The organism is Pseudaeromonas paramecii (assembly GCF_039540575.1).
GTDB classification, from domain to species: domain Bacteria; phylum Pseudomonadota; class Gammaproteobacteria; order Enterobacterales; family Aeromonadaceae; genus Pseudaeromonas; species Pseudaeromonas paramecii.
In genome coordinates, this window is record NZ_BAABFC010000001.1 from 156873 (window position 1) to 178695 (window position 21823).

The 21823-nt window shown below is 63.7% G+C and carries 20 protein-coding genes and 1 riboswitch; of the genes, 16 read left to right on the forward strand and 4 right to left on the reverse strand.

The window, feature by feature from the left end; all coding sequences use genetic code 11:
- Positions 1–27: 27 nt before the first annotated feature.
- The 9 genes from ABD847_RS00760 (at position 28) to ABD847_RS00800 (ending at position 9757) form a co-directional block, all read left to right on the forward strand.
- On the forward strand, positions 28–357 hold the full coding sequence (locus ABD847_RS00760; protein ID WP_345009078.1) for a YbaB/EbfC family nucleoid-associated protein: 330 nt from the start codon (positions 28–30) through the stop codon (positions 355–357).
- Between the two features lie 66 nt (positions 358–423).
- A complete protein-coding gene (gene recR / locus ABD847_RS00765; protein WP_345009080.1) occupies positions 424–1026 on the forward strand; it encodes a recombination mediator RecR in 603 nt (200 codons plus the stop codon).
- A gap of 111 nt (positions 1027–1137) precedes the next feature.
- Positions 1138–3054: a molecular chaperone HtpG gene (htpG, locus tag ABD847_RS00770; RefSeq protein WP_345009082.1), complete on the forward strand. Its 1917-nt coding sequence runs from the start codon at positions 1138–1140 to the stop codon at positions 3052–3054.
- Positions 3055–3163: 109 nt separating this feature from the next.
- On the forward strand, positions 3164–4276 hold the full coding sequence (locus ABD847_RS00775; RefSeq protein WP_345009084.1) for a sugar ABC transporter substrate-binding protein: 1113 nt from the start codon (positions 3164–3166) through the stop codon (positions 4274–4276).
- Positions 4273–6348 (forward strand): sensor domain-containing diguanylate cyclase, encoded by a 2076-nt coding sequence (locus tag ABD847_RS00780; protein WP_345009086.1) that lies wholly within the window; start codon positions 4273–4275, stop codon positions 6346–6348. The genes ABD847_RS00775 and ABD847_RS00780 overlap by 4 nt, the downstream gene beginning before the upstream one ends.
- A gap of 53 nt (positions 6349–6401) precedes the next feature.
- Positions 6402–7046, forward strand: coding sequence for an adenylate kinase (adk, locus tag ABD847_RS00785; protein WP_345009088.1), 645 nt, complete (start codon positions 6402–6404; stop codon positions 7044–7046).
- A gap of 69 nt (positions 7047–7115) precedes the next feature.
- Positions 7116–8111, forward strand: a complete 996-nt coding sequence (gene hemH, locus ABD847_RS00790; RefSeq protein WP_345009089.1) for a ferrochelatase — start codon at positions 7116–7118, stop codon at positions 8109–8111.
- A gap of 69 nt (positions 8112–8180) precedes the next feature.
- Positions 8181–9482: an inosine/guanosine kinase gene (locus tag ABD847_RS00795; protein WP_345009090.1), complete on the forward strand. Its 1302-nt coding sequence runs from the start codon at positions 8181–8183 to the stop codon at positions 9480–9482.
- 80 nt (positions 9483–9562) lie between these two features.
- On the forward strand, positions 9563–9757 hold the full coding sequence (locus ABD847_RS00800; RefSeq protein WP_345009092.1) for a DUF4250 domain-containing protein: 195 nt from the start codon (positions 9563–9565) through the stop codon (positions 9755–9757).
- 63 nt (positions 9758–9820) lie between these two features.
- Here the strand turns inward: ABD847_RS00800 and mltB are convergent, their stop codons facing one another.
- The 4 genes from mltB to ABD847_RS00820 all read right to left on the reverse strand — a co-directional run bounded on the left by mltB (position 9821) and on the right by ABD847_RS00820 (position 13236).
- Entirely contained in the window at positions 9821–10963 is a 1143-nt protein-coding gene (gene mltB / locus ABD847_RS00805; RefSeq protein WP_345009094.1) for a lytic murein transglycosylase B, read from the reverse strand.
- 171 nt (positions 10964–11134) lie between these two features.
- Complete coding sequence (gene cdd / locus ABD847_RS00810; RefSeq protein WP_345009095.1) at positions 11135–12046, reverse strand: cytidine deaminase; 912 nt, start codon at positions 12044–12046, stop codon at positions 11135–11137.
- A gap of 144 nt (positions 12047–12190) precedes the next feature.
- Positions 12191–12868, reverse strand: a complete 678-nt coding sequence (locus ABD847_RS00815) for an LrgB family protein (RefSeq protein WP_345009096.1) — start codon at positions 12866–12868, stop codon at positions 12191–12193.
- The gene (locus ABD847_RS00820; protein ID WP_345009098.1) at positions 12865–13236 is read right to left on the reverse strand and encodes a CidA/LrgA family protein; all 372 of its coding nucleotides are present in this window, start codon (positions 13234–13236) and stop codon (positions 12865–12867) included. Before ABD847_RS00820 ends, ABD847_RS00815 begins: the two co-directional genes overlap by 4 nt.
- 123 nt (positions 13237–13359) lie before the next feature.
- Here ABD847_RS00820 and ABD847_RS00825 point away from each other — a divergent pair, with 123 nt between their 5' ends.
- The 7 genes from ABD847_RS00825 to thiH all read left to right on the forward strand — a co-directional run bounded on the left by ABD847_RS00825 (position 13360) and on the right by thiH (position 21804).
- Complete coding sequence (locus ABD847_RS00825; protein ID WP_345009100.1) at positions 13360–15210, forward strand: glycoside hydrolase family 36 protein; 1851 nt, start codon at positions 13360–13362, stop codon at positions 15208–15210.
- Positions 15211–15248: 38 nt separating this feature from the next.
- Positions 15249–15350: riboswitch (TPP riboswitch) on the forward strand.
- Positions 15351–15504: 154 nt separating this feature from the next.
- Positions 15505–17391 (forward strand): phosphomethylpyrimidine synthase ThiC, encoded by a 1887-nt coding sequence (thiC, locus tag ABD847_RS00830; RefSeq protein WP_345009102.1) that lies wholly within the window; start codon positions 15505–15507, stop codon positions 17389–17391.
- Positions 17388–18893, forward strand: coding sequence for a thiamine phosphate synthase (gene thiE / locus ABD847_RS00835; RefSeq protein WP_345009104.1), 1506 nt, complete (start codon positions 17388–17390; stop codon positions 18891–18893). The genes thiC and thiE overlap by 4 nt, the downstream gene beginning before the upstream one ends.
- Entirely contained in the window at positions 18880–19665 is a 786-nt protein-coding gene (locus ABD847_RS00840; protein ID WP_345009105.1) for a HesA/MoeB/ThiF family protein, read from the forward strand. The genes thiE and ABD847_RS00840 overlap by 14 nt, the downstream gene beginning before the upstream one ends.
- On the forward strand, positions 19666–19902 hold the full coding sequence (gene thiS, locus ABD847_RS00845; RefSeq protein ID WP_345009107.1) for a sulfur carrier protein ThiS: 237 nt from the start codon (positions 19666–19668) through the stop codon (positions 19900–19902).
- A 1-nt stretch (position 19903) separates the two neighbouring features.
- Positions 19904–20698: a thiazole synthase gene (locus tag ABD847_RS00850; protein ID WP_345009109.1), complete on the forward strand. Its 795-nt coding sequence runs from the start codon at positions 19904–19906 to the stop codon at positions 20696–20698.
- Entirely contained in the window at positions 20695–21804 is a 1110-nt protein-coding gene (gene thiH / locus ABD847_RS00855; protein WP_345009111.1) for a 2-iminoacetate synthase ThiH, read from the forward strand. Before ABD847_RS00850 ends, thiH begins: the two co-directional genes overlap by 4 nt.
- Positions 21805–21823: the final 19 nt, after the last annotated feature.

The window sequence follows — 21823 nt, forward strand, 5'->3', positions numbered from 1 at the left end:
TCGGGCCCCCGATTCGGAAGCGATGAGATGTTTGGAAAAGGTGGAATTGGCAATCTGATGAAACAGGCGCAGCAGATGCAGGATCGCATGCAGAAGCTGCAAGAAGAGCTGGCCCAAATGGAAGTCACCGGCGAAGCGGGTGCGGGTCTGGTGAAGGTCACCATGACCGGCAGTCACAGCGTGCGGCGGGTGGCCATCGACCCCAGCCTGGTGGAAGACGATCTGGAGATGGTGGAAGATCTGGTGGCCGCCGCATTCAACGATGCCGTGCGTCGGGTCGAAGAGCAGAACAAGACCAAGATGGCCGAACTCACCGGCGGCATGCAGTTGCCCCCGGGCTTCAAGATGCCCTTCTAATCCCCATCTTGAGTTATAAGAGGGCGGCGTCAGCCGCCTTTTTAATCTGTGAGACAGGTCTGTGAGATGAAATTTAGTCCTCTGCTTGATGAATTGATCCGGGAGTTGCAGGTGCTGCCCGGCATAGGCCCCAAGTCCGCCCAGCGCATGGCCTTCTTCCTGCTGGAGCGGGAGCGTCCCCGGGGACAGCGCCTGGCCAAGGTGCTGGACAGGGCCATGAGCGAGATCGGCCACTGCCGGCATTGCCGCACCTTCACCGAACAGGATCTTTGCGAGATCTGCGCTAATCCCAAGCGGGCGGCGGTGCGTCAGCTGTGCGTGGTGGAGACACCGGCGGATCTGGCGGCGCTGGAGCAGACCCATCTGTACAGCGGCCGTTACTTCGTGTTGATGGGGCACCTGTCGCCGCTGGATGGCATAGGTCCCGCCGAGCTGGGGCTGGATCGCCTGGCCCAGTTGCTGGATGCGGAGCCGCTCGAGGAGCTGATCCTGGCCACCAACCCCACCATCGAAGGGGAAGCCACGGCGTTCTATATCGCCAACCTGGCGCGGGAGCGGGGCGTCAAGGTCACCCGCATCGCCCACGGTGTGCCGGTGGGCGGCGAGCTGGAGCTGGTGGACGGCACCACCCTGTCTCATTCCCTGAGTGGTCGTCGTCTCCTGGAGTGATGATTTTTTCACCGAACAGGTTCGGTGACGCTGTTGGCCCCTTGAAATCCCTCCGGGTGGCCCCATCTAGGCTTCTGTCGTTTAGTCACGCTTTCATCGAAGGAACAGAAGATGACAGAAGCCGTTCACAAGGAAACCCACGGGTTTCAAACCGAAGTTAAGCAGCTGCTTAACCTGATGGCCCACAGCCTCTACTCCCATAAGGAAGTCTTCCTGCGGGAGCTCATCTCCAACGCCTCGGACGCCGCCGACAAGCTGCGCTTCAAGGCCCTCTCCGATGCCAGCCTGTTTGAAGATGACGGCCAGCTGCGTGTCCGCCTGCACATCGACAAGGACAAGCGTACCCTGACCATCTCGGATAACGGCATCGGCATGAGCCGTGACGAGGCCATCGAACACCTGGGCACCATAGCCCAATCCGGCACCCGCCAGTTCTTCAGCCACCTCTCCGGCGATCAGGCCAAGGATTCCCAGCTCATCGGCCAGTTCGGCGTGGGCTTCTACTCCGCCTTCATAGTGGCGGACAAGGTGACTGTGGTGAGTCGGGCCGCCGGTCAGAGCGCCGATCGCGGCGTCTGCTGGGAATCAGACGGTACCGGCAGCTTCACCGTGGAGGATGTCCACAAGGCTGGGCGCGGCACCGATGTGATCCTGCACCTCAAGGAAGGTGAAGACGAATACCTGGATGACTGGCAGCTGCGCAGCGTCATCGGCAAGTATTCCGACCATATCAGCGTACCGGTCGAGCTGTGGAAGGAGGGCGAGCCCGCCCAAGGGGAGGGCGAGAACGCCATCCCGGCCACCGAAGGCCATTGGGAGCAGGTCAACCGCGCCACCGCCCTGTGGACCCGCAGCCCCAAGGAGATCACCGACGAGGAGTACCAGGAGTTCTACAAGCACCTGTCCCACGATTTTGAAAATCCGGTGGCCTGGAGTCACAACCGGGTGGAAGGCACCCAGGAGTACACCAGCCTGCTGTATGTGCCCACCAAGGCCCCCTGGGACATGTGGAACCGCGAGCAGAAGCATGGCCTCAAGCTGTATGTGCAGCGGGTGTTCATCATGGATGACGCCGAGCAGTTCATGCCCACCTACCTGCGCTTCGTCAAGGGGGTACTGGACTCCAACGATCTGCCGCTGAACGTCTCCCGGGAAATTCTGCAGGACAACAAGGTCACCGCCCAGCTGCGCAAGGCCTGTACCAAGCGGGTACTGGGCATGCTGGCCAAGCTGGCCAAGGACGATGCCGACAAGTATCAGCTGTTTTGGAACGAGTTCGGCAATGTGCTCAAGGAAGGGCCGGCGGAAGACTATGGCCACAAGGAGGAGATCGCCAAGCTGCTGCGCTTTGCCTCCACCCACAACGACAGCGACGTGCAGAATGTCTCCCTGGAGCAGTATGTCTCCCGCATGAAGGAGAAGCAGGAGAAGATCTACTACATAGTCGCCGACAGCTATGCCGCCGCCAAGAACAGCCCGCACCTGGAGCTGCTGCGCAAGAAGGGCGTGGAAGTCCTGTTGATGTGGGATCGGGTGGACGAATGGCTGTTGAGCCACCTCTCCGACTTCGATGGCAAGCAGCTCATCTCCGTCACCCGTGGCGATCTGGCCCTGGGCGAGCTGGAAGACGAGGAAAGCCGTAAGCAGCACGAGGAAGCCCAGAAGGAGTTCGCCTCCCTGGTGGAACGGCTGCAGAGCGCCCTGGGCGACAAGGTGAAGAAGGTGACCATCAGCCACCGTCTGACCGAGACACCGTCGTGTGTGGTGACCGATGCCTACGGCATGAGCACCCAGATGATGAAACTGATGCAGGCGGCCGGTCAGCCGGTGCCGGCGCAGAAGTTCATCCTGGAGGTGAATCCGCAGCATGCCCTTGTGCAGCGCATGGCGGCAGTGCAGGATGAACAAACCTTCGCTCAGTGGGCAGAGCTGTTGCTGGAGCAGGCGCAACTCACCGAGCAAGGGGGCCTCAATGACCCCGCCAGCTTCGTGGCGCGCCTCAACCGCCTGCTTTTGACTCCTATCTAAGGGTAAAGCTCCGGGAATATCACAAGTCCCGGCTTGGGTAATTGCCAAATAGCGGTCCGGTGACACAATGTTATCAAGTGATTAAGTTGCCGGACCGTTTGGAGGCAAAGTGTTAAAAAGCAAATTGCTTGTCCTGCTATTTACCTGCCTGACGCCCCTGTGTGGCTCGGCTGTGGAGCTCTTGCTGTGGAACGCCCACAGCCTGGAGCACCTGAGGCCCATCGTGCTGGAGCGCTTCGAAAAGAAGACCGGTCATCATATCGTACAGCACCATTTTCGCGCCGATGAGTTGCGGGACAAGGTGATGTCCTCCGTGGTGTTGCCGGATCTCTATTTCATGCCCAGCGATCAGCTCAGCAACGTGGATATCTACCACCTGGCGCCCTGGCCGGATAGTGTGACTCAGGGCCAACCCCTGCGGGCCGATGGCCAAGTCGGCACCAAGTGGTACGGCATTCCGGTTAATCAGGGTAATCAGCTGGTGTTGTACTACCGCAAGGATAAGGTGACGCCACCCAAGAGCCTGGAGTCTATTCCGGATGGACGGCTGGGTTGGCCGCGCTCCCAGGCTTACTGGTTTATTCCCTTTCTTACCGCCCATGATGGTTGGCCCTTGGCCGGCGAGGGCTTTGGCTTTGACACACCGCAGATGATCAAGGCGCTGGAAAGCTACAAGGCCATCTCGGATCGTCACCCCGCTACCCGCTGCGAACTGACCTGCAACGAACAGGCGTTCTATGAGGGCAAGATCGATTATCTCATCGACGGCGATTGGGCCTTTCAGGCGCTCAAGGAGCAGTTGGAAGGCAAGTTGGGCGTCGCCGTGTTGCCCAGCCTCGATGGTGGTCAGATGCAGCCCATGTCCAGCTCCTATGTGCTGGCCATGAGCCAGGGGCTCGACTCGGAAAAACAAGCCGCCGCCCAGGCACTGGCCCATTTCCTGCTCTCGCCCGAGGTGCAGGCCGATCTGTATCAACACTCAGGTCTGTTCCCCGGTATCAAGTCGGTCGGCGATGCCTTGCTGCCCCAGATGGGGGATCTGCGTAAAGGCTTGTATCAGCAGCTGCTGGTTTCCCGCCCCATGCCGAACAGCCGCCAAATGCTGATCGCCTGGCTGGTATTGGGCAAAGGCATGGAGATGCTGTTTAACGAGGAGTATCTACCGGACGAGATTGCCCAGTGGATGCAGCAACGGGCGGCGCAGGAGGTGACACCACGATGATACGCCTCAGTCGGCTCTATCTGCTGCTGGTGCTGGTGTTCACCCTGGTGGCGGTGGGTACCTTGAGCCTGATGCAGTACCAGGCGCTGCGCACCTATGCGGCCGATAACCTGACCAATGAGCTCAAGGGGGAGGCGTTTCGTATCCGCGACGGCCTGGAGCGTCAGCTGATCGGTCTCAAGGAGGGGCTGCGGCTGCTCACCGGGCACGAGAGCATCATCAAGGGGCTCTCCACCCTCATCTACAGCGGTCAGGTCCAGGCTCGTTTCGAGGCGCTGTCCAATCGCTACGGCGCCATCTCGTCCCTCTATCTGCTGACGCCCGACGGCATGGTAAAGGAAAACTACGGCGGCCGGATCCGGCCGCTGGAACAGGATAAGGTGCTGCAGGCCAAGCTGGCCCAGCTGCGCAAGTCGGCCAATGAGGGGGTCCAGGGAGGGGCCATCTGGTCCATCAAGGATCCCTTGCTGATCTCCGAAGGCAATAACGAAGGCTTGGTATTTGCCACCGTGGTCACCAGCTTCGGTCTGCGTCAGCAGGAGGCCGTGCAGGGTTTTTTGCTGGCATTGGTGCCCTTCAATCGTCTGCACAAACAGCAGGAGGTGGAGGACAGCACTGTGCTGGAGATAGCGCCCCAGCTCACCAACCTGCCCCATAACACCGTTAACCAGACCCTGTCGATGGACATCCAGGACCGGGACTTTACCGATGCCTTGACCCTGTATATCCGGGTCAGCCGCTCCATCGAGAGTATGGATACCGCCATCAAGGAATTCATTCGTCCCTTCCTGGTGGTGCAGCTGCTGGTGATGCTGTTTCTGATGGTGGTCTTGAGCCTCTTCTCCGCCCCGGTACTGCGTGCCTTCAACGGTCTCAACGGCATCATTCAGCGCATGGAAGGTGGCCTGCCGGTGGAGAACTCCAACACCCGCATCTGGGAGTTTGCCCATACCGAGCGGCTGCTGATGGAGATGCAGGGGCGGATCCGCGAGCAGGTGGCGGATCTGGAGCGACAGAATCATCAGCTGGAGAGCCTGGCCAATGAGAAGGATATCTACCTCAAGGAGCTCACCCTGCTGAACCAGAACCTGGAGTCCAAGGTGGAGGAGCGCACCAATACCCTGGCGTTGAGCCTGCAGCGTATCGAGATCACCAATCGCTTCTATAACCAGCTGATCCTGCTACGTCAGCACCTCACCGATGACTCCACCCCGCAACAGGTGCTCAAGAGTGCGGTCAAGCACCTGACGGCCTGCGAGCTGGGACTGCCGTTTGCCATCAGTCTGAGCCTGGGCGAGCCCATGGTGACGGTGCAGCACAAGGATGAGGGCTTCCCGCAGCACAATCCGGCACCCCGTTATCGCAGCGATGAGGATTATACCCTGGAGGACGGGGTGTACAGCTTCAGCCTGCCCACCAATCACGGCAGTGGCTGGTTGCAGGTGGCGGCCCGCAGCCTGCGGGATGAAGAGCTCAAGGGACTCTTGCTGTTTGCCCGTGAGCTGGGCGGCTACCTGGAAAAACGCGCGCTGAACAACAAGCTGGCGTTCTGGGCCCGTACCGATGGCCTCACCGGCCTGGGCAACCGCATCGCCTTCGATCAGCTGATGACCGGCCTGGAGACGGCACTGGATACCGAGGTGGGCCTGTTCTTGGTGGACGTCAATGGGCTCAAGGAGCTCAACGACTCCCAGGGCCATGAAGCCGGCGATGCCTTGCTCAAGACAGTGGCGGAGCGGTTGCGCAACTGTGTCCAGGGCGTCACCAGCTACCTGTATCGCATCGGCGGCGATGAGTATGTCATCGTCCTGACCGGTGAGGGTTTAAGCCAACGGGCCTGGCTGCAAAAGCGGCTGGAAGAGGCGCAGTTCCAACCTGCCAGCCTGGCGGGGCGTGAGCATGGCATCAGCTTCAGCGTGGGCTATGCCGACACCCACAGTGCCCATCTGGCCTCCTTGTACCGCATGGCGGACAAGGCCATGTACCAGCAGAAGCAGCAGTACTATGACCTGAAGCGCCATGCCAATCTGGGGGATACGCAAAAGGTTGAGGAAAGCTCGGAAAGCGTGTAGCTTTTGCGCCGCAATTGAATATTTAGACGTATCCGACATTTAGGGAGCAGTTTATGCGCATCATTTTGCTCGGCGCCCCGGGCGCAGGAAAGGGCACCCAGGCTCAGTTTCTGATGGACAAGTACGGTATTCCGCAGATCTCCACCGGGGACATGCTGCGGGCCGCCATCAAGGCCGGTACCCCCCTGGGCCTCAAGGCCAAGGAAGTGATGGATCAGGGCCAACTGGTGTCTGATGACATCATCATTGGTCTGGTCAAGGAGCGCATCGCCCAGGCCGACTGTGCCAAGGGCTTCCTGCTGGATGGCTTTCCCCGTACCATTCCCCAGGCCGATGCCATGAAAGAAGCGGGTATCACCATCGACTTCGTGCTGGAGTTTGACGTGCCGGATGAAGAGATCGTCAAGCGGATGGCCGGTCGTCGGGTGCACCCGGGCTCGGGCCGCGTCTACCACCTGGTCTTCAATCCGCCCAAGGATGCCGACAAGGATGACGTCACCGGCGAAGCCTTGGTGATCCGTCCGGATGACGAAGAGGCCACGGTGCGCAAGCGCCTGGACATCTACCACCAGCAGACCGAACCCCTGGTGGGCTATTACAAGGCCGAAGCCGATGCCGGCCGTACCCGTTACGAGCGCCTGGATGGTACCCAATCGGTCAGCGCCGTGAGCAGCCAGCTGGCCGCTCTGCTGGGCTAAGTTGCCCAACCCTTTCCGCTGTATTAACGTCCGTCTTGTACGGACGTTTTTTTTGCCTGAGGAAACACGATGCGCCACAAGCAAGGTCTGATCCTGGTGAATCTGGGAACCCCCCAAAGCCCGACTCCGGAAGGGGTCAAGGCATTCCTGCGCCCCTTCTTGAGTGACGGCCGGGTGGTGGACCTCGCCCCCTGGTTGTGGCGCCCCCTGCTGGAGCTGGTGATCCTGCCCCGCCGCAGCCCCAGAGTGGCCCGCAACTATGCCCCCATTTGGACCCCTGATGGCTCCCCCTTGCTGGCCATCGGCCGGCGGCAGCAGGCCGGGATCAAGGCACGACTGCTACAGGCCGATATCGACCTGCCTGTGTGCCTGGCCATGACCTATGGTGAACCCTCATTGGCCACCGCCTGGCAACAGCTAAAGGAGCAGGGGGTCGAGGAGATCTGCCTGTTGCCGCTCTATCCGCAGTACTCCTCCACCACCATGGCGCCGGTGCTGGATACCTGGGCACGGGTGATGCGCCGTGAGAAGAATGTGCCGGCCCTGCACCTGGTGCGGGACTACCACCTGGCCCCGGGTTATATCGCCGCCCTGGCCAATCGGGTACGCCAACATTGGCAGCAAAACGGGCAGGGGGATTGTCTGCTCATCTCCTTCCACGGCATCCCGGTGCGGTATGCCAAAGAAGGCGATCCCTATCCGGCCCAGTGTCAGGCCACGGCGAACGCCTTGGCCCAGGAGCTGGGCCTGGCCGCGGAGCAGTGGCGCCTAAGTTTCCAGTCCCGCTTCGGCAAAGAGCCTTGGCTGGAACCCTATACGGACGAGACCCTGCTGCAGCTTCCTGCCAGTGGGGTGCGGCGACTGGATGTCATCTGCCCCGGGTTTGCCGCCGATTGTTTGGAAACCCTGGAGGAGATAGCCGAGGAGGGCAAGGCCGCCTTCCTGTCCGCCGGGGGGGCGGCGTACCACTATATTCCGGCCTTGAATGACCAGCCGGAACACCTGGATTTGCTGGCCCAGCTGGCCAGTCAGGCCCTGGGCATCGGAAAACCGTTTGCGTCCTGACCCCCCTCTTTTTTCGGGCAAAAGGGGCGTGTTACCATGCGCGCCCCCAGCCTGAACCCGGTGTCCCAGATGAAATTTCCCGGCCAACGCAAGTCCAAGCATTACTTCCCGGTGGACCGTCGCGATCCCATGATCCAGCCCCTCGCCAGCCCAGAGGGTCAACCGCCCTATGTGGTGGGAATAGACCAGACGTTGGTGGATATCGAGGCCCATGTGGATGATGCCTTTTTGGCGCGCTATGGCCTGAGCAAGGGCCACTCCCTGCTGGTGAGTGATGACACGGCGGAGGCCATCTATCAGGCCATACTGGCGGGCCAGCTGGTGGAGAGCGAGTTTGCCGGTGGCACTGTGGCCAATACCCTGCACAACTACTCCGTGCTCAGCGACTCCCGCTCCATCCTGTTGGGGGTGATGAGCGAGCAGATCGGCGTGGGCAGCTATGCCTATCGGTATCTGTGCAGCACCTCGTCACGGGTGGATCTCAACCACCTGCAACCGGTGCAGGGGCCCATCGGCCGCTGCTTCACCTTTGTCACCCAGGACGGCGATCGCAGCTTCGGCATCAGCCCCGGCGCCATGAACCGCTTGAGTCACCAGTACATTCCGGAGTCCGTGATTAACGGGGCGGCGGCCCTGGTGATCAGTGCCTATCTGGTGCGGGGGGAAGAGGGCGATACCATGAAAGCCTCGGCCATGAAGGCGGTGTCGTTGGCCAAGGCGGCCGGGGTTCCCGTGGTGTTGACCCTGGGGACGCGGCACGTCATCGAGGCCGATCCCGCCTGGTGGCAGGCCTTCATCGCCGAGTACGTCACCGTGCTGGCGATGAACGAAGAGGAGGGGGCCGTACTCACGGGGCAGCAGGATCCGCTGGCGGCGGCCGCCAAGGCACTGGAGTGGGCGGATCTGGTGCTCTGTACCGCCGGCCCCTTGGGGCTCTTCATGGCCGGCTATACCGACGAGGCTTTCAAGCGGGAGACCAGCCACCCGCTGTTACCCGGTTGTATTCCTGAGTTCAACCGCTTCGAGTTCAGCCGTCCCATGCGGCGGACGGACTGCCAGGCGCCCCTGGCGGTGTTCTCCCATATCTCGCCCTACATGGGTGGCCCGCATAAGATCAAGAACACCAATGGGGCCGGCGATGGCGCCCTGTCGGCCGTGCTGCATGACATGGCGGCCAACTGTTTTCACCGCACCTCCGTGCCCAACTCCGCCAAGCATGTGGCACCGTTTCTCTCATACTCCTCATTTGCCCAGCTGTGCAAGTACGCCAACCGGGTGAGCTACGAGGTGCTGTGCCAGAGCAGCCCACGGCTGTCCCGCGGCCTGCCGGAGCGCGAAGACAGCCTGGAAGAGGCCTACTGGGAGCGTTAACAAAATGTGATGTCGCCTTGCAATGGTGCCCCGGGCTGGCGTTATAGTTAAGCAGACCAGGCAAACAGAGGAGACATCCTATGGACTTGAGCGGCTACCTGCGCATGGACGCCAACATCTTGCTGGGCATAGTGAACGAAAAACTGCGGCTGGAGTGCCCGGATCTGGAGGATCTGCTGGCCACCTTCAACTTCACCAAGGGCCAGCTGGACATGAAGATGGAAGAGATTGGTTACTTCTACGATCCGGTCACCAATCAGTTTAAGCCTCACTAACGTCACCGAATCAACTGACCCACAACGGGGAGCCTGGCTCCCCGTTGTGCTTTGCGGCAGAGACTAATTGGCCGACTGGTAGGCGTAGGCCATCTGCTGCTTCACCGCGTCGCCCAGTTGCCAGACCGCCATGGCGTAATAGACGCTGCGGTTGTAGCGGGTGATAGTGTTGAAGTTGGGCAGGCCATACCAATACTCATAGCCCTTGCCCACATCCAGTCGCAGCAGGGTGGCTTCGGCGTGATGCACTGGACCCACTGGCTTTAGCCCGGCCGCTTGCAGGGTGCGCAGCGGATAACTGTGCTGCAGACCTGCCTCCAGACCCTTGGCTTGGCCCCGGGCCTTCACCGCCACCGTATCATTGGGGGTCCAGCCATGGGCGCGGAAATAGTTGGCCACGCTGCCGATGGCATCTTCGGGATCCCACAGATCCGTCTTGCCATCGCCATTGAAGTCCACCGCATAGGCCTTGAAGGAGGAGGGCATGAACTGGCAGTAGCCCATGGCGCCGGCGAAGGAGCCGCGCAGCTCATGGGCATCGACGGCGTCTTCCCGGGCCATCAGCAGGAAGTTCTCCAGCTCGCCGGTGAAGAAGGTTTCGCGTCGGGGATAGTCAAACGCCAGGGTAGCCAGGGCATCCAGCAGGCGGGTATTGCCCATCACCCGGCCCCAGCGGGTCTCCACCCCTATGATGCCGACGATGATCTCCGGCGGTACCCCATACTGCTGTTGGGCACGTCTGAGTGTCTCGTCATGCTCCTGCCAGAAATCCACCCCATTTTGCACATTGGGCGTGGTGATGAATTTCTGCCGGTAACGCAGCCAGGCACCGTTTGGTCCTGTGGGGGTGGCACTGGAGGGGGCCTGGTTATCCATCAGCCGCAGCACATAATCCAGACGCTGGGCATGATTGATCCAGTAGGTGAGCTGATCCCTGTCGTACTGGTGTTTGACCACCATGTAATCGATGAACTGCTGGGCCTTGGGGTGAGCGGCATAGTCCCCCAGCGGCTGGTCGTCAGTCGGCTGGCCTGCCTTGAGCTTGCGCTGGTCCTGCAACCAGGAGCCGGTGGTGGCAGGGGGGACGGAGGGTAACAACTTGCTGTCGGTCTGGACAGTGGCGGCGTGAGTCACGGGCGCGTTGCTGCTGCAGGCGCTCAGCAGTGGCAACAGGCCCACTAATATGGGGGCGACGTGGTGGCGCATGAGGTGTCCCTATCGGGGTGAAATCCAAAAAATAGCCGAGGTTGAGTCCTGGCGGGATCGGCACTTTACCCCAGCCGATGGCGCCAGTAAAACCCGGAATGTGGCCGGAAAATCGATGGCTCAGCCGCCATTCAGCCTGACGACCAGGATGCAGGCTGAACCGGGCATAAACTACGGCCGCTCCGCCACCGGCTGGGGCACGGCAAGGTAGTCCAGTGTCGCCGGACACAAGCTGGCCAGCACGGTTTGGGCACTGGTCAACTGGGAGGTCGCGGCCCGGGCCTCCACCAGGGCGGCACGGCGGATCTGGCGCAGATCCCAGCCCTGCAGATGGGCCATGGCCAAGGCCGACTGCATGGCCGGCAGGGAGGGGTTGTAGGCGGCATTCTCGGCGCTGCGGCCCGTGATGATCTGGCCCGTGGCCGATGCCAATGCCACCCCGGCCAAGGCGCCGGAATAGGGGGCATAGCTGGCCTCGGCGGCGGTGCGGGCGTGCTGCAACAGGCTATCGCCATCCAGGGGCGCCAGTGGTTGGCAGTGCGGACTCATCAGCACCTGGGTGATGCCCAGATCCGTCGGACCAAAGGCGTACGGCAGCAGCTGCGTCAGGCTAAAGCGGCCCTGGGGCAGCTGGATTTGCACCCCTGGACCGCCCTGGGTCTCATTGATGAACTGCCGGCAGTGGCCGCAGGGGGAGGCGTTGACCGTCAGGCTGAGGAGGCGGGTTTCACCGGCCAGCCAGGCGTGGTTGATGGCGGACTGCTCGGCATGAATGCTGGCGCCCAATGGTTGATCCGGGAATTCGAAATTGGCGCCGAAGTAGCGAGTGCCACTGGCCGCCAGGGCGATGACCCCCACGTTGAAATGGCTGATGGGGGTATGGGCATAGGCCGCCGCCACCGGCAGCAGGGCCAGACTCAAGGCCGTATCGTCCAGGCCGCTTCGGCCCTGCAAGGCCTGCCATTGGCTTGCACTCAAACGGGCCGCCGCCCCGTGTGCCTGGTTGGCTTCGAGCTGTTCGGCTAACAGGCTGGCCAGTGGGGTGGGCAGGGTGGCGATGGCATCGAGGACGGCGGTGAACATGAGGCGCTCCTGGCTCGGATGAGGGAAACATAAACGGGGCGCCATGGTAGGAGGGAGCGCCCCGTCAAAATGTGATCCCTATCGTGCTTGAGGAACCGTTTTAAAATCAAACGTTTTTAAATTCTGACGCCGTGAACTGCCCCATCAAGCCAGCAGATGAAACAGCAGGGGTGCCACCAGGGCGGTGAGGATGCCGCACAGCACCATGGCCAGGGAGGAGAAGGCGCCCTGTTCCACCCCCTGCTCTGCGGCGGCGGCCGTGCCCACCGCGTGGGAGCAAGCCCCCATGGCCAGCCCCTGGGCGTGGGGATCCTTGACACCGAACAGCTTGAGCAGCGGAAAACCGATGAGGGCCCCCAGTATGCCCACCAGGATGACGATGGCCACGGCAATATCCGGGATCCCGCCCAGGCTCTGGCTGACGCTCATGGCCAGGGGGGTGGTGATGGAACGGGTTGCCACCGAACTGAGCATGTCGCGAGGCGTATGCAGGAAATGTCCCAGCAGCAGAGTGCCCGCCACGCTGATGAGCACCGCCAGCAGGCAGCACAGCAGGATCGGCAGCAGCTTGGCACGGATGTGGCGCATCTGGCTGTACAGGGGCAGTGCCAGGGCCACCACCGCCGGCTCCAGGAAGAAGGTGATGGGCGCCGTGCCGGCCTTGTACTGCTCCAGCGGCAGTTGCCAGATGGCCAGCAGGCCCATGATGATCAGCATGGGGATCAGCACGGGATTGATGAACGGCAGGGGGAAGCGGCGATAGAGGGCTCGGGTCAGCAGGTAGAGCGCCAGGGTCAAGGGCAGGGCCAGGTAGAAGATCATTGGTTCAACCTCTGATACAGACGGCCCACCACCAGCAATATCAGGGTGATGCCGGCCAACACGTTGAGCATTATGAGCAGCAGGGAATCGGCGAAGGCGTCCAGATAGGCCAGCAGGCCGACTCCCACCGGAATAAACAGCAGGGCCATGTGCCGCAGCAGCACACCGGCGCCGGCTTCCACCCAGCGCAGTTTCACTACTTGCAGATTCAGCAGGACAAACAGCAGCAACATGCCCAGAATACTGCCCGGAAAACTAAATGGCAGCAGGGCGGCCATGGCTTTGCCGGCCCACAGGCAGGCAAACAGCACCAAGGCATCCCGTAACAGCACGCAGGCTAAGCGCAAACGGGGCAACAACCACGCCATGATGACTCCGAAAAATGAAGAGGGGGTCACAGTTTAGCAGAGTTGACCTAGGACGAAAGTCGGCATTAGGCTGTCCATCCAAAACAAATATCATAAAAACGAAGGAAATCAGGGTAATACGCTATGAGTAGTCAACCCATGCCCAAGGGGCCAACCCCTTGGCTGCAGGCTTTTCGCCAAGGCTTGCTTATCCAGGCCCAAGCGCTGCCGGGATTTGCTCTGCCCATGTGGCAGGCCGACGAGGTGGTGGTGCGCTGGGACGGCCCCGCATTGCAGCAGGCCGCCGGTCGTCAGTCACTGACTAGCTCCCAGGAGGGCCATGAGGCCACCGAGTGGATCCTGTATGACGGCCATCCCTTCAAGGAACCTGTGTTCGAGATCTACGGTGAGGGTTATCAGATGCTGGCCCAGACCGCCGGCACCTGGGATGCCCCCAAGCCGGTGGGCCGCTGCCCCGATGCCAGCTATGGTCTGGGGGCGGAAAAAGGCTATCACAGCTGCTACAACCTGCTGCTGGTGCGTCAGGCCAACGGCTGGACCCTGATGGGCTTTACCGCCTGCCGCGAGTTTGTCGGCGTGTTCCGGCTCTATCCGGGGGGCCGATTACAGATCCTGATGGATACCGATGGGAGACAGCCAGCCAATGGCGAAACCTGGCAGAGCGAGCCGCTGTTTATCACCCAGGGGCCGACCCGCGAAGCTGTGCTGGAGCAGCTGGCCCAGCGGATCTGCGCCCAGCATCCGCCCCTGACCTCGGCCGGCCGTCCCACCGGCTGGTGCTCCTGGTATCACTACTATGCCGATGTCAGCCGCGCCGACATCGAAGAGAACCTCAGCCAGTTGCAGGCTCACTGGCCTGGCTTGGAATTTGTGCAGATCGACGATGGCTTTCAGGCCGCCATGGGGGACTGGCTGCGGCCCAGCGACAAGTTCGCCGGCGGTCTGGCGCCCCTGGTGGCGCAGATCCGGGCGCAAGGGGCAGAGCCTGCCTTGTGGCTGGCGCCCTTTATTGCCGAACCCAATTCCCAGCTGTTCCAGTCCCATCCGGAGTGGTTTATCCACGACCGGCAGGGTCGGCCCATTCCCGCCGAGCAGGTGACCTATGGCGGCTGGCGCTGCACTCCCTGGTACTGCCTGGATGGCAGTCATCCTGAGGTGCAGGCCCACCTGCGGGGGCTGTTTGCCACCTTGCGGCGCGACTACGGCATCCGCTACTTCAAGCTCGATGCCCTCTATTGGGGGCTGCTGCCGGCGGGTGACCGGCACGATGGGGGCAGCCGGGTGGCCGCCTATCGCGCGGGCCTGGCGGCCATGCTGGCGGGGGCCGGGGCGGACGCCTTCTTGCTGGGGTGCAACGCGCCCCTGTGGCCCAGCCTGGGGCTGGTACACGGCATGCGGGTGGCGGATGACGTGGAGCGCAGCGGCCCGCGCTTTCGTCAGCTGGCGCGGGAGATCTTCTACCGCAGCTGGCAGGCGGACCGCCTGTGGCGGCTGGATCCCGACTGCCTGTGCCTGCTGGACATTCCGGGTCAGCAGGCCTGCCCGGCCGAATACGACTTTCACCTGGCCACCCTGGTGGCCGCCGGTGGCAGCCTGCTGCTGGGGGATCGGCTGCAGGCCCTGGGCTCGGCATGGCAGGCCAAGGTGGCCCGCCTGCAAGCCCTGACCGAGGCGGGGGTGCCGCCGCTGCGCTTCACCGATACCAGTTTTGATCAGGGGTGGGTGCGCTTCGAGGATCACTGGCTGGGCTGCCTGTTCAACTGGCAGGGCGAGCCCAAGCCCGTCACCTTGCCGCTGGGCAGTCAGGACTTCTGGGAACAGCGGCCGCTGGCGGTCGAACAGATCCTGGCACCCTACGGCGCCCTGGTGATCCAGGTGCCGGTGGCGCCCCATCGGGCTTTGGGACTGCCGGAGGGGGGCCAGGTTGCCACTCAGACGGGGAATAGTGCTGCCGTGTCCATCCCCCTGAGCTAGTCGGACTTGTGCCCTGCCCAGCAGCGGGGCATACTTTTGGCCACTTGTCGGAGTGCCCCCCGGGGCTGAGACCGTTAATTCGGGATCCGTTGAACCTGATCAGGTTAATACCTGCGAAGGGATACAAGGCGCCAATGGCTTGCCGTCCACCGATAGATCGCCAGGACGACACTGGAAGGGCGCCGACCCAGACGACCTGTCTGTTTGTCGGCGTCCAGCTCCCACCCCGGGAGTCCGCCAACCCGCCCTCAACACTTCAGACAAGCAAACCCACAACCCAAGGTGAGCTTTGCTATGTCGACAGAAACTCAAACCCGCGCGTCCCTCACTGACGCTACCGCTCCCTCCCGCCGCGAGCGCCGTGCCCAGGCCAGGGCCTATATCGGCCAGCTGGCCGGGGAGAGCTTCCCCAACTCGGATCGCCTGTACGTCACCGGCAGCCGGCCGGATATCCGGGTACCCATGCGCCGCATCCACCTCTCGCCGACCCTGGTGGGGGGCACGCCGGAGGCGCCTGTGCTGGAGGCCAATGCCCCCGTGCTGGTGTATGACACCGCCGGCGCCTACGGCGATCCCGCGGCCCAGCTGGATGTGAGCCAGGGGCTGCCTCGCCTGCGGGATGCCTGGATCGAAGAACGGGGGGATTGTGCGCCCGTGGCCGCCACCGCCAGCCTGACCCGGGCTCATCGCCAGGCCATCACGGCGGCGGATCTGCCGCGCATGGCGCAGACGGCGCCGATCCGTTGTGCCAAACCGGGTCAACGTCCCACCCAGCTGGCCTATGCCCGGGCCGGCATCATCACCCCGGAGATGGAGTTCATCGCCCTGCGGGAGAGCCAGGGGCTGGCCGATGGGGGGATCAGCGCCGAGTTTGTGCGAGCCGAGGTGGCCGCCGGCCGGGCCATCATCCCCGCCAACGTCAACCACCCGGAGGCCGAGCCCATGATCATAGGCCGCAACTTCCTGGTGAAGATCAACGCCAACATAGGCAACTCGTCGGTCACCTCCAGCATCGAAGAGGAGGTGGAGAAGCTGGTGTGGGCCACCCGCTGGGGCGCCGACACCGTGATGGATCTCTCCACCGGCCGGCACATCCACGAGACCCGGGAGTGGATCTTGCGCAACAGCCCGGTACCCATCGGTACCGTGCCCATGTACCAGGCGCTGGAGAAGGTCAACGGCAAGGCCGAGGATCTGACCTGGGCGCTGATGCGCGACACCCTGATCGAGCAGGCGGAGCAGGGGGTGGACTACTTCACCATTCACGCCGGTCTGCTGCTGGCCTACGTGCCCCTCACTGCCAAGCGGGTCACCGGCATCGTCTCCCGCGGCGGCTCCATCATCGCCAAGTGGTGCCTGGCCCACCATGAGGAGAACTTCCTCTACACCCATTTTCGCGAGATCTGCGCGATCTGCGCCCAGTACGACGTGGCCCTCTCCCTGGGGGATGGCCTGCGGCCCGGCTCCATCGCCGATGCCAACGACGAGGCCCAGTTCGCCGAGCTGCGTACCCTGGGCGAGCTGACCCAGATCGCCTGGCAATACGATGTGCAGGTGATGATAGAAGGCCCGGGCCACGTACCGCTGCACCTGATCCAGGCCAACATGGACGAGCAGTTGAAACACTGCCACGGCGCCCCCTTCTACACGCTAGGTCCCCTGACCACCGACATAGCCCCGGGTTACGATCACTTCACCTCCGGCATAGGTGCGGCACTCATCGGCTCGTTTGGCTGCGCCATGCTCTGCTACGTTACCCCCAAGGAGCACCTGGGGTTGCCCGGCAAGGAGGACGTCAAGCAGGGGCTCATCGCCTACAAGATTGCCGCCCATGCCGCCGATCTGGCCAAGGGCCATCCCACCGCCCGCATACGGGATGACGCCATGTCCAAGGCGCGCTTTGAGTTCCGCTGGGAGGATCAGTTCAACTTGGCACTGGATCCCATGACGGCCCGGGCGCTGCACGACGAGGACCTGCCTCAGGCCTCCGGCAAGCTGGCGCATTTTTGCTCCATGTGCGGCCCCAAGTTCTGCTCCATGAAGATAAGCCAAGAGGTGCGGGCCATGGAGGCCGAGAAAGAGGCCGCACGGCAGGCCGGCATGCAGGCCCAGTCGGCGCGCTTCGTGGCCGAAGGCAGCGAACTCTACCAGCCGGTGCTGGACGGCGAGGGCCGGCCATGAGCCGTCCCATCGTCTGGAGCCTGGCGGGGTCGGATTGCGGCGGCGGTGCCGGCCTGCAGGCGGATCTGCTGACCATCCAGGATCTGGGGGGCCATGGCTGCACCCTGGTCACCGCCATCACGGCGCAAAATTCCGTGGCGGTCACGGCGGTGGCGCCCGTCAGCCTGGCGCTGCTGGAGGCCCAGCGCACCGCCTTGGCCGAAGACCTCTGGCCCGCCGCCATCAAGGTGGGGCTATTGGCAAGCGATGAGCAGCTAGCCTGGCTCAGCGACTGGTTGGCCGAACTGGCGCCCGGGCAGCGGCCCCCGGTGATCTACGATCCTGTGCAGGTGGCCAGCACGGGCCAGGTCATGGGCCGGCTGGTCCAGTCCGACGGTTGGGATCGGCTGCTGCCGCAGCTGACCCTGATCACCCCCAACCTGCCGGAGCTGGCGGCCCTCACCGGGCTGCCGGTGGACACGCCGGAGCAGATTGAGCGCGCCGCCGCCGAGCTGCAATCCCGGGGCGCCGCCGCCGTGCTGGTCAAGGGGGGGCACGGGGCGGGGCCGATCTGTCTCGATTACCTGCTCACATCGAGTCAATCCCTGTGGCTGGCGGCACCCAGACTCACTACCCGCCACGGTCACGGCACCGGCTGCAGCGACGCCAGTGCCATCGCCACCCTGTTGGCCCGGGGGGATGCCCTGGTTGACGCCGTCACCCTGGCGCGGGCCTATTTGCAACAGGGGCTCGCGGCGGCCGAGGGCGTGGGGCAGGGGCCTGGCCCCTTGGCGCGGCTGGGCGTACCCCATGGCCGGCAGCACCTGCCGCTGGTCTTTGCCAGCGCCGCAGCGGCTCTGGCGCCTGCATCTGAGCCATTCGCCCCTTGCCCTGCCCGGCTGGGGCTCTATCCGGTGGTGGACTCCCTTGCCTGGATCGAGCGGCTGCTGCAGTGGGGCGTGCGCACCCTGCAGCTGCGCATCAAGGATCCGCATGATCCGACCCTTGAAGAGCAGATCATCCGCGCCATCGCCCTGGGGCGGCAATACGGAGCGCGGCTGTTTATCAACGACTACTGGCAACTGGCCATTCGCCATGGCGCCTACGGCGTGCACCTGGGACAGGAGGATCTGGAGATTGCGGATCTGGCGGTCATCCGCCGCGCCGGCCTGCGGCTGGGCGTCTCCACCCACGGCCACGGCGAGCTGGCCCGGGCCCTGGCGCTGCGGCCCTCCTACATCGCCTTGGGGCACATCTTCCCCACCCAGACCAAGCAGATGCCGTCCGCGCCTCAGGGACTCAAGCGGCTGGCGGAGGCGGTGCAACTGCTGGAAGGCTACCCGGCGGTGGCCATCGGCGGCATCAGCATCGAGCGGGTGGCGGGGGTGCTCTCCACCGGCGTCGCCAGTGTGGCCCTGGTGAGCGCCATCACCCAGGCGGCGGATCCCCAGGCCGTCACCCGAGCGCTGCTGGCCCAGGTGGGGGCAGGTGGCGAGGCGGAGGTGTCGAATGTCGTCTGCTGAGCCGTTCTCCGAGGCCAACTGGGCTCGCTATGCCCGCCAGCTGAGCCTGCCCCAGTGGGGCGAGGTGGCCCAGGGGCGTCTCACCTGCGCAAGGGTCCTGCTGGTGGGGGCCGGCGGTCTGGGCTCGCCGGTGGCGCTCTATCTGGCGGGAGCCGGGGTGGGGCAACTGTATCTCAGCGATGGCGACCGGGTGGGGCTGTCCAACCTGCACCGGCAGATCCTGTTTACCCAGGCGGATCTCAACCAGCCCAAGACTCAGGCCGCCCAGCGCCATCTGGCCCGCCTCAACCCCGGCTGCCGGGTATGTCCGCTGCCGGCGGTGAGCCCGGACTCGCTGCCCGAACTGCTGTGTCCCCAAGGGCAGCCGCTGGATCTGGTCATCGACTGCACCGACAACCTGGCCAGTCGCCAAGCGGTCAACGCCGCCTGTGTGGCGGCCGCCGTGCCGCTGTTAAGCGGGGCCGTGGCGGGCTGGCAGGGGCTGATTGCGCTGTTTGAGCCCGGACTGCGTGGCACCCAGGGCTGCTATCACTGCCTGTTTTCTGCTCAGGATGAGGCCGACAGCTGCGCCAATGCCGGCATCCTGGGGCCCATGGCGGGGCTCATCGCCAGTCAGCTGGCGCTGGAGGCCTTGCGCTTTCTAGCCGACCTGCCGAGCCCGAATACCGGCCAGGTGCTGCGCCACGAGGCCTTAAGCGGGCGTTGGCAGCGCTTTGCCCTGAGTCGGGATCCCGGCTGCCCCGTCTGTGCCGCGTCGTTGGAGGAGCAATGAATGAATAAGCAAACGATGGATTTTTTTGTCAATGACAGCCCCCGCCAGGGGCTCATCGGTCTGAGCCTGGCTGGCCTGCTGCTGGCCGAGGGACTGGGGCGGGGCGAACCACCCCAGATCCCCGCCGGAGTGGCGGTGGCACTGAACCAGGCGGTGATCCCCCGTCTGAAATGGGCCCTGACGCCGGTGGCGGCCGGGGATCGTATCGACATCTTTTCCGTGATAGCCGGAGGCTAGCATGCAGACTCAACCACTCAAGATTGCCGGCCGCAGCTTTGCCAGCCGGCTCTTCACCGGCACCGGCAAGTTCGCCAGCGCCGAATTGATGGCCCAGGCCATCGCCGCCAGCGGCTCCGAGCTGACCACCCTGGCCATCAAGCGGGTCAAGCTGACCGGCGAGGACCCGCAGATCCTGGCGCCCCTGCGCGGCCTGGGGGTCAACCTGCTGCCCAACACCTCGGGGGCCCGTACCGCCGAGGAGGCCTGTTACGTGGCCCGCCTGGCTCGGGAGGCCCTGGGCACCCACTGGGTCAAGCTGGAGATCCACCCCGACCCACGCTACTTGATGCCCGATCCCATCGAGACCCTCAAGGCTGCCGAGCAGCTGGTGAAGGAGGGTTTCGTGGTGCTGCCCTATTGCGGCGCGGATCCCATGCTGTGCAAGCGGCTGGAGGAGGCGGGTTGTGCCGCCGTCATGCCGCTGGGGGCGGCCATCGGCTCCAATCAGGGGCTGACGACCCGGCAGATGCTGCAGATCATCATGGAGCAGTCCGGTGTCCCCGTGGTGGTGGATGCGGGGCTGGGGGCACCGTCCCATGCCGCCGAGGCCATGGAGCTGGGGGCCGATGCGGTGCTGGTGAATACCGCCATCGCGGTGGCCGGCAATCCTGTTGTTATGGCGCAAGCCTTCGCCCTGGCGGTGCAGGCCGGCCGCCTGGCCTATGAGCATGGACTGGGGGCGGTGAGCCAACGGGCGGTGGCCAGCAGTCCGCTGGATCCCTTCTTGCTGCGCCTGCTGGAGGATCCCGCATGAGCTTCTATCAGCAGTGGCAGCAACTGGATTGGGACCAGCTGCAAGCCCAGGTGGTGAATGCCACCGCCGAGCAGGTGGCCGCCGCCCTGGCGCGGCCCAGAAAGAGCCTGGCGGATTTTGCCGCCCTCATCTCGGTCGCCGCCGAGCCCTATCTGCCCCAGATGATGCAGGCCGCCCAGCGACTCACCCGCCAGCGCTTTGGCCAGGGGGTAAGCATGTATCTGCCCCTGTATCTGACCAACCTCTGCGCCAACGACTGCAGCTACTGCGGTTTCTCCATGAGCAACGCCATCAAGCGCAAGATCTTGAACGAGCAGGAGGTGCTGGCGGAGTGCGAGGCCATTGCCAGGCTGGGATACCAGAACCTGTTGCTGGTTACCGGCGAGCATGAGCGCAAGGGGGGCATCGACTATTTTCGCCGCATGCTGCCGCTTATCAAGCCCTATGCCCCCTACCTGATGATGGAGGTGCAACCTCTGGCGACGGACGAGTACGCCGAGCTGGTGGGGATGGGACTCGATGGCGTCATGGTCTATCAGGAGACCTATCATGCGCCCAGCTATGCCGCACACCATCTGCGGGGCAAGAAGCAGGACATGGCCTGGCGCATGGACACGCCGGATCGGCTGGGGCAGGCCGGGGTGGACAAGATAGGCCTGGGGGTGCTGCTGGGGCTGGCGGATTGGCGCACCGATAGCCTGATGCTGGCCCATCACCTGCAGTATCTGCGCAAGACCTACTGGCGCAGCCGCTACAGCCTGTCATTTCCGCGGCTGCGGCCCTGTACCGGTGGCATATCACCGGTCAGCCCGGTGAGCGAGCGTCAGCTGGTGCAGCTGGTGTGTGCCTGGCGGTTGCTGGATCCGGAACTGGAGCTATCGTTGTCCACCCGGGAGCGCCCCGAGCTGCGGGATGCCCTGATCCCCCTGGCCATCACCAGCGTCAGCGCCGGCTCCAGCACCCAGCCCGGCGGCTATGCCCAGCCGGCCAAGGAGTTGGAGCAGTTTCACATCAGTGATGAGCGACCGACCAATGCGGTGGCCCAGGCCCTCAAACAGCGCGGCCTGGAGCTCATCTGGCTGGAGCGGGGGCCGGCGGTAAACTAGCTGCAATTTGCAAATTGCC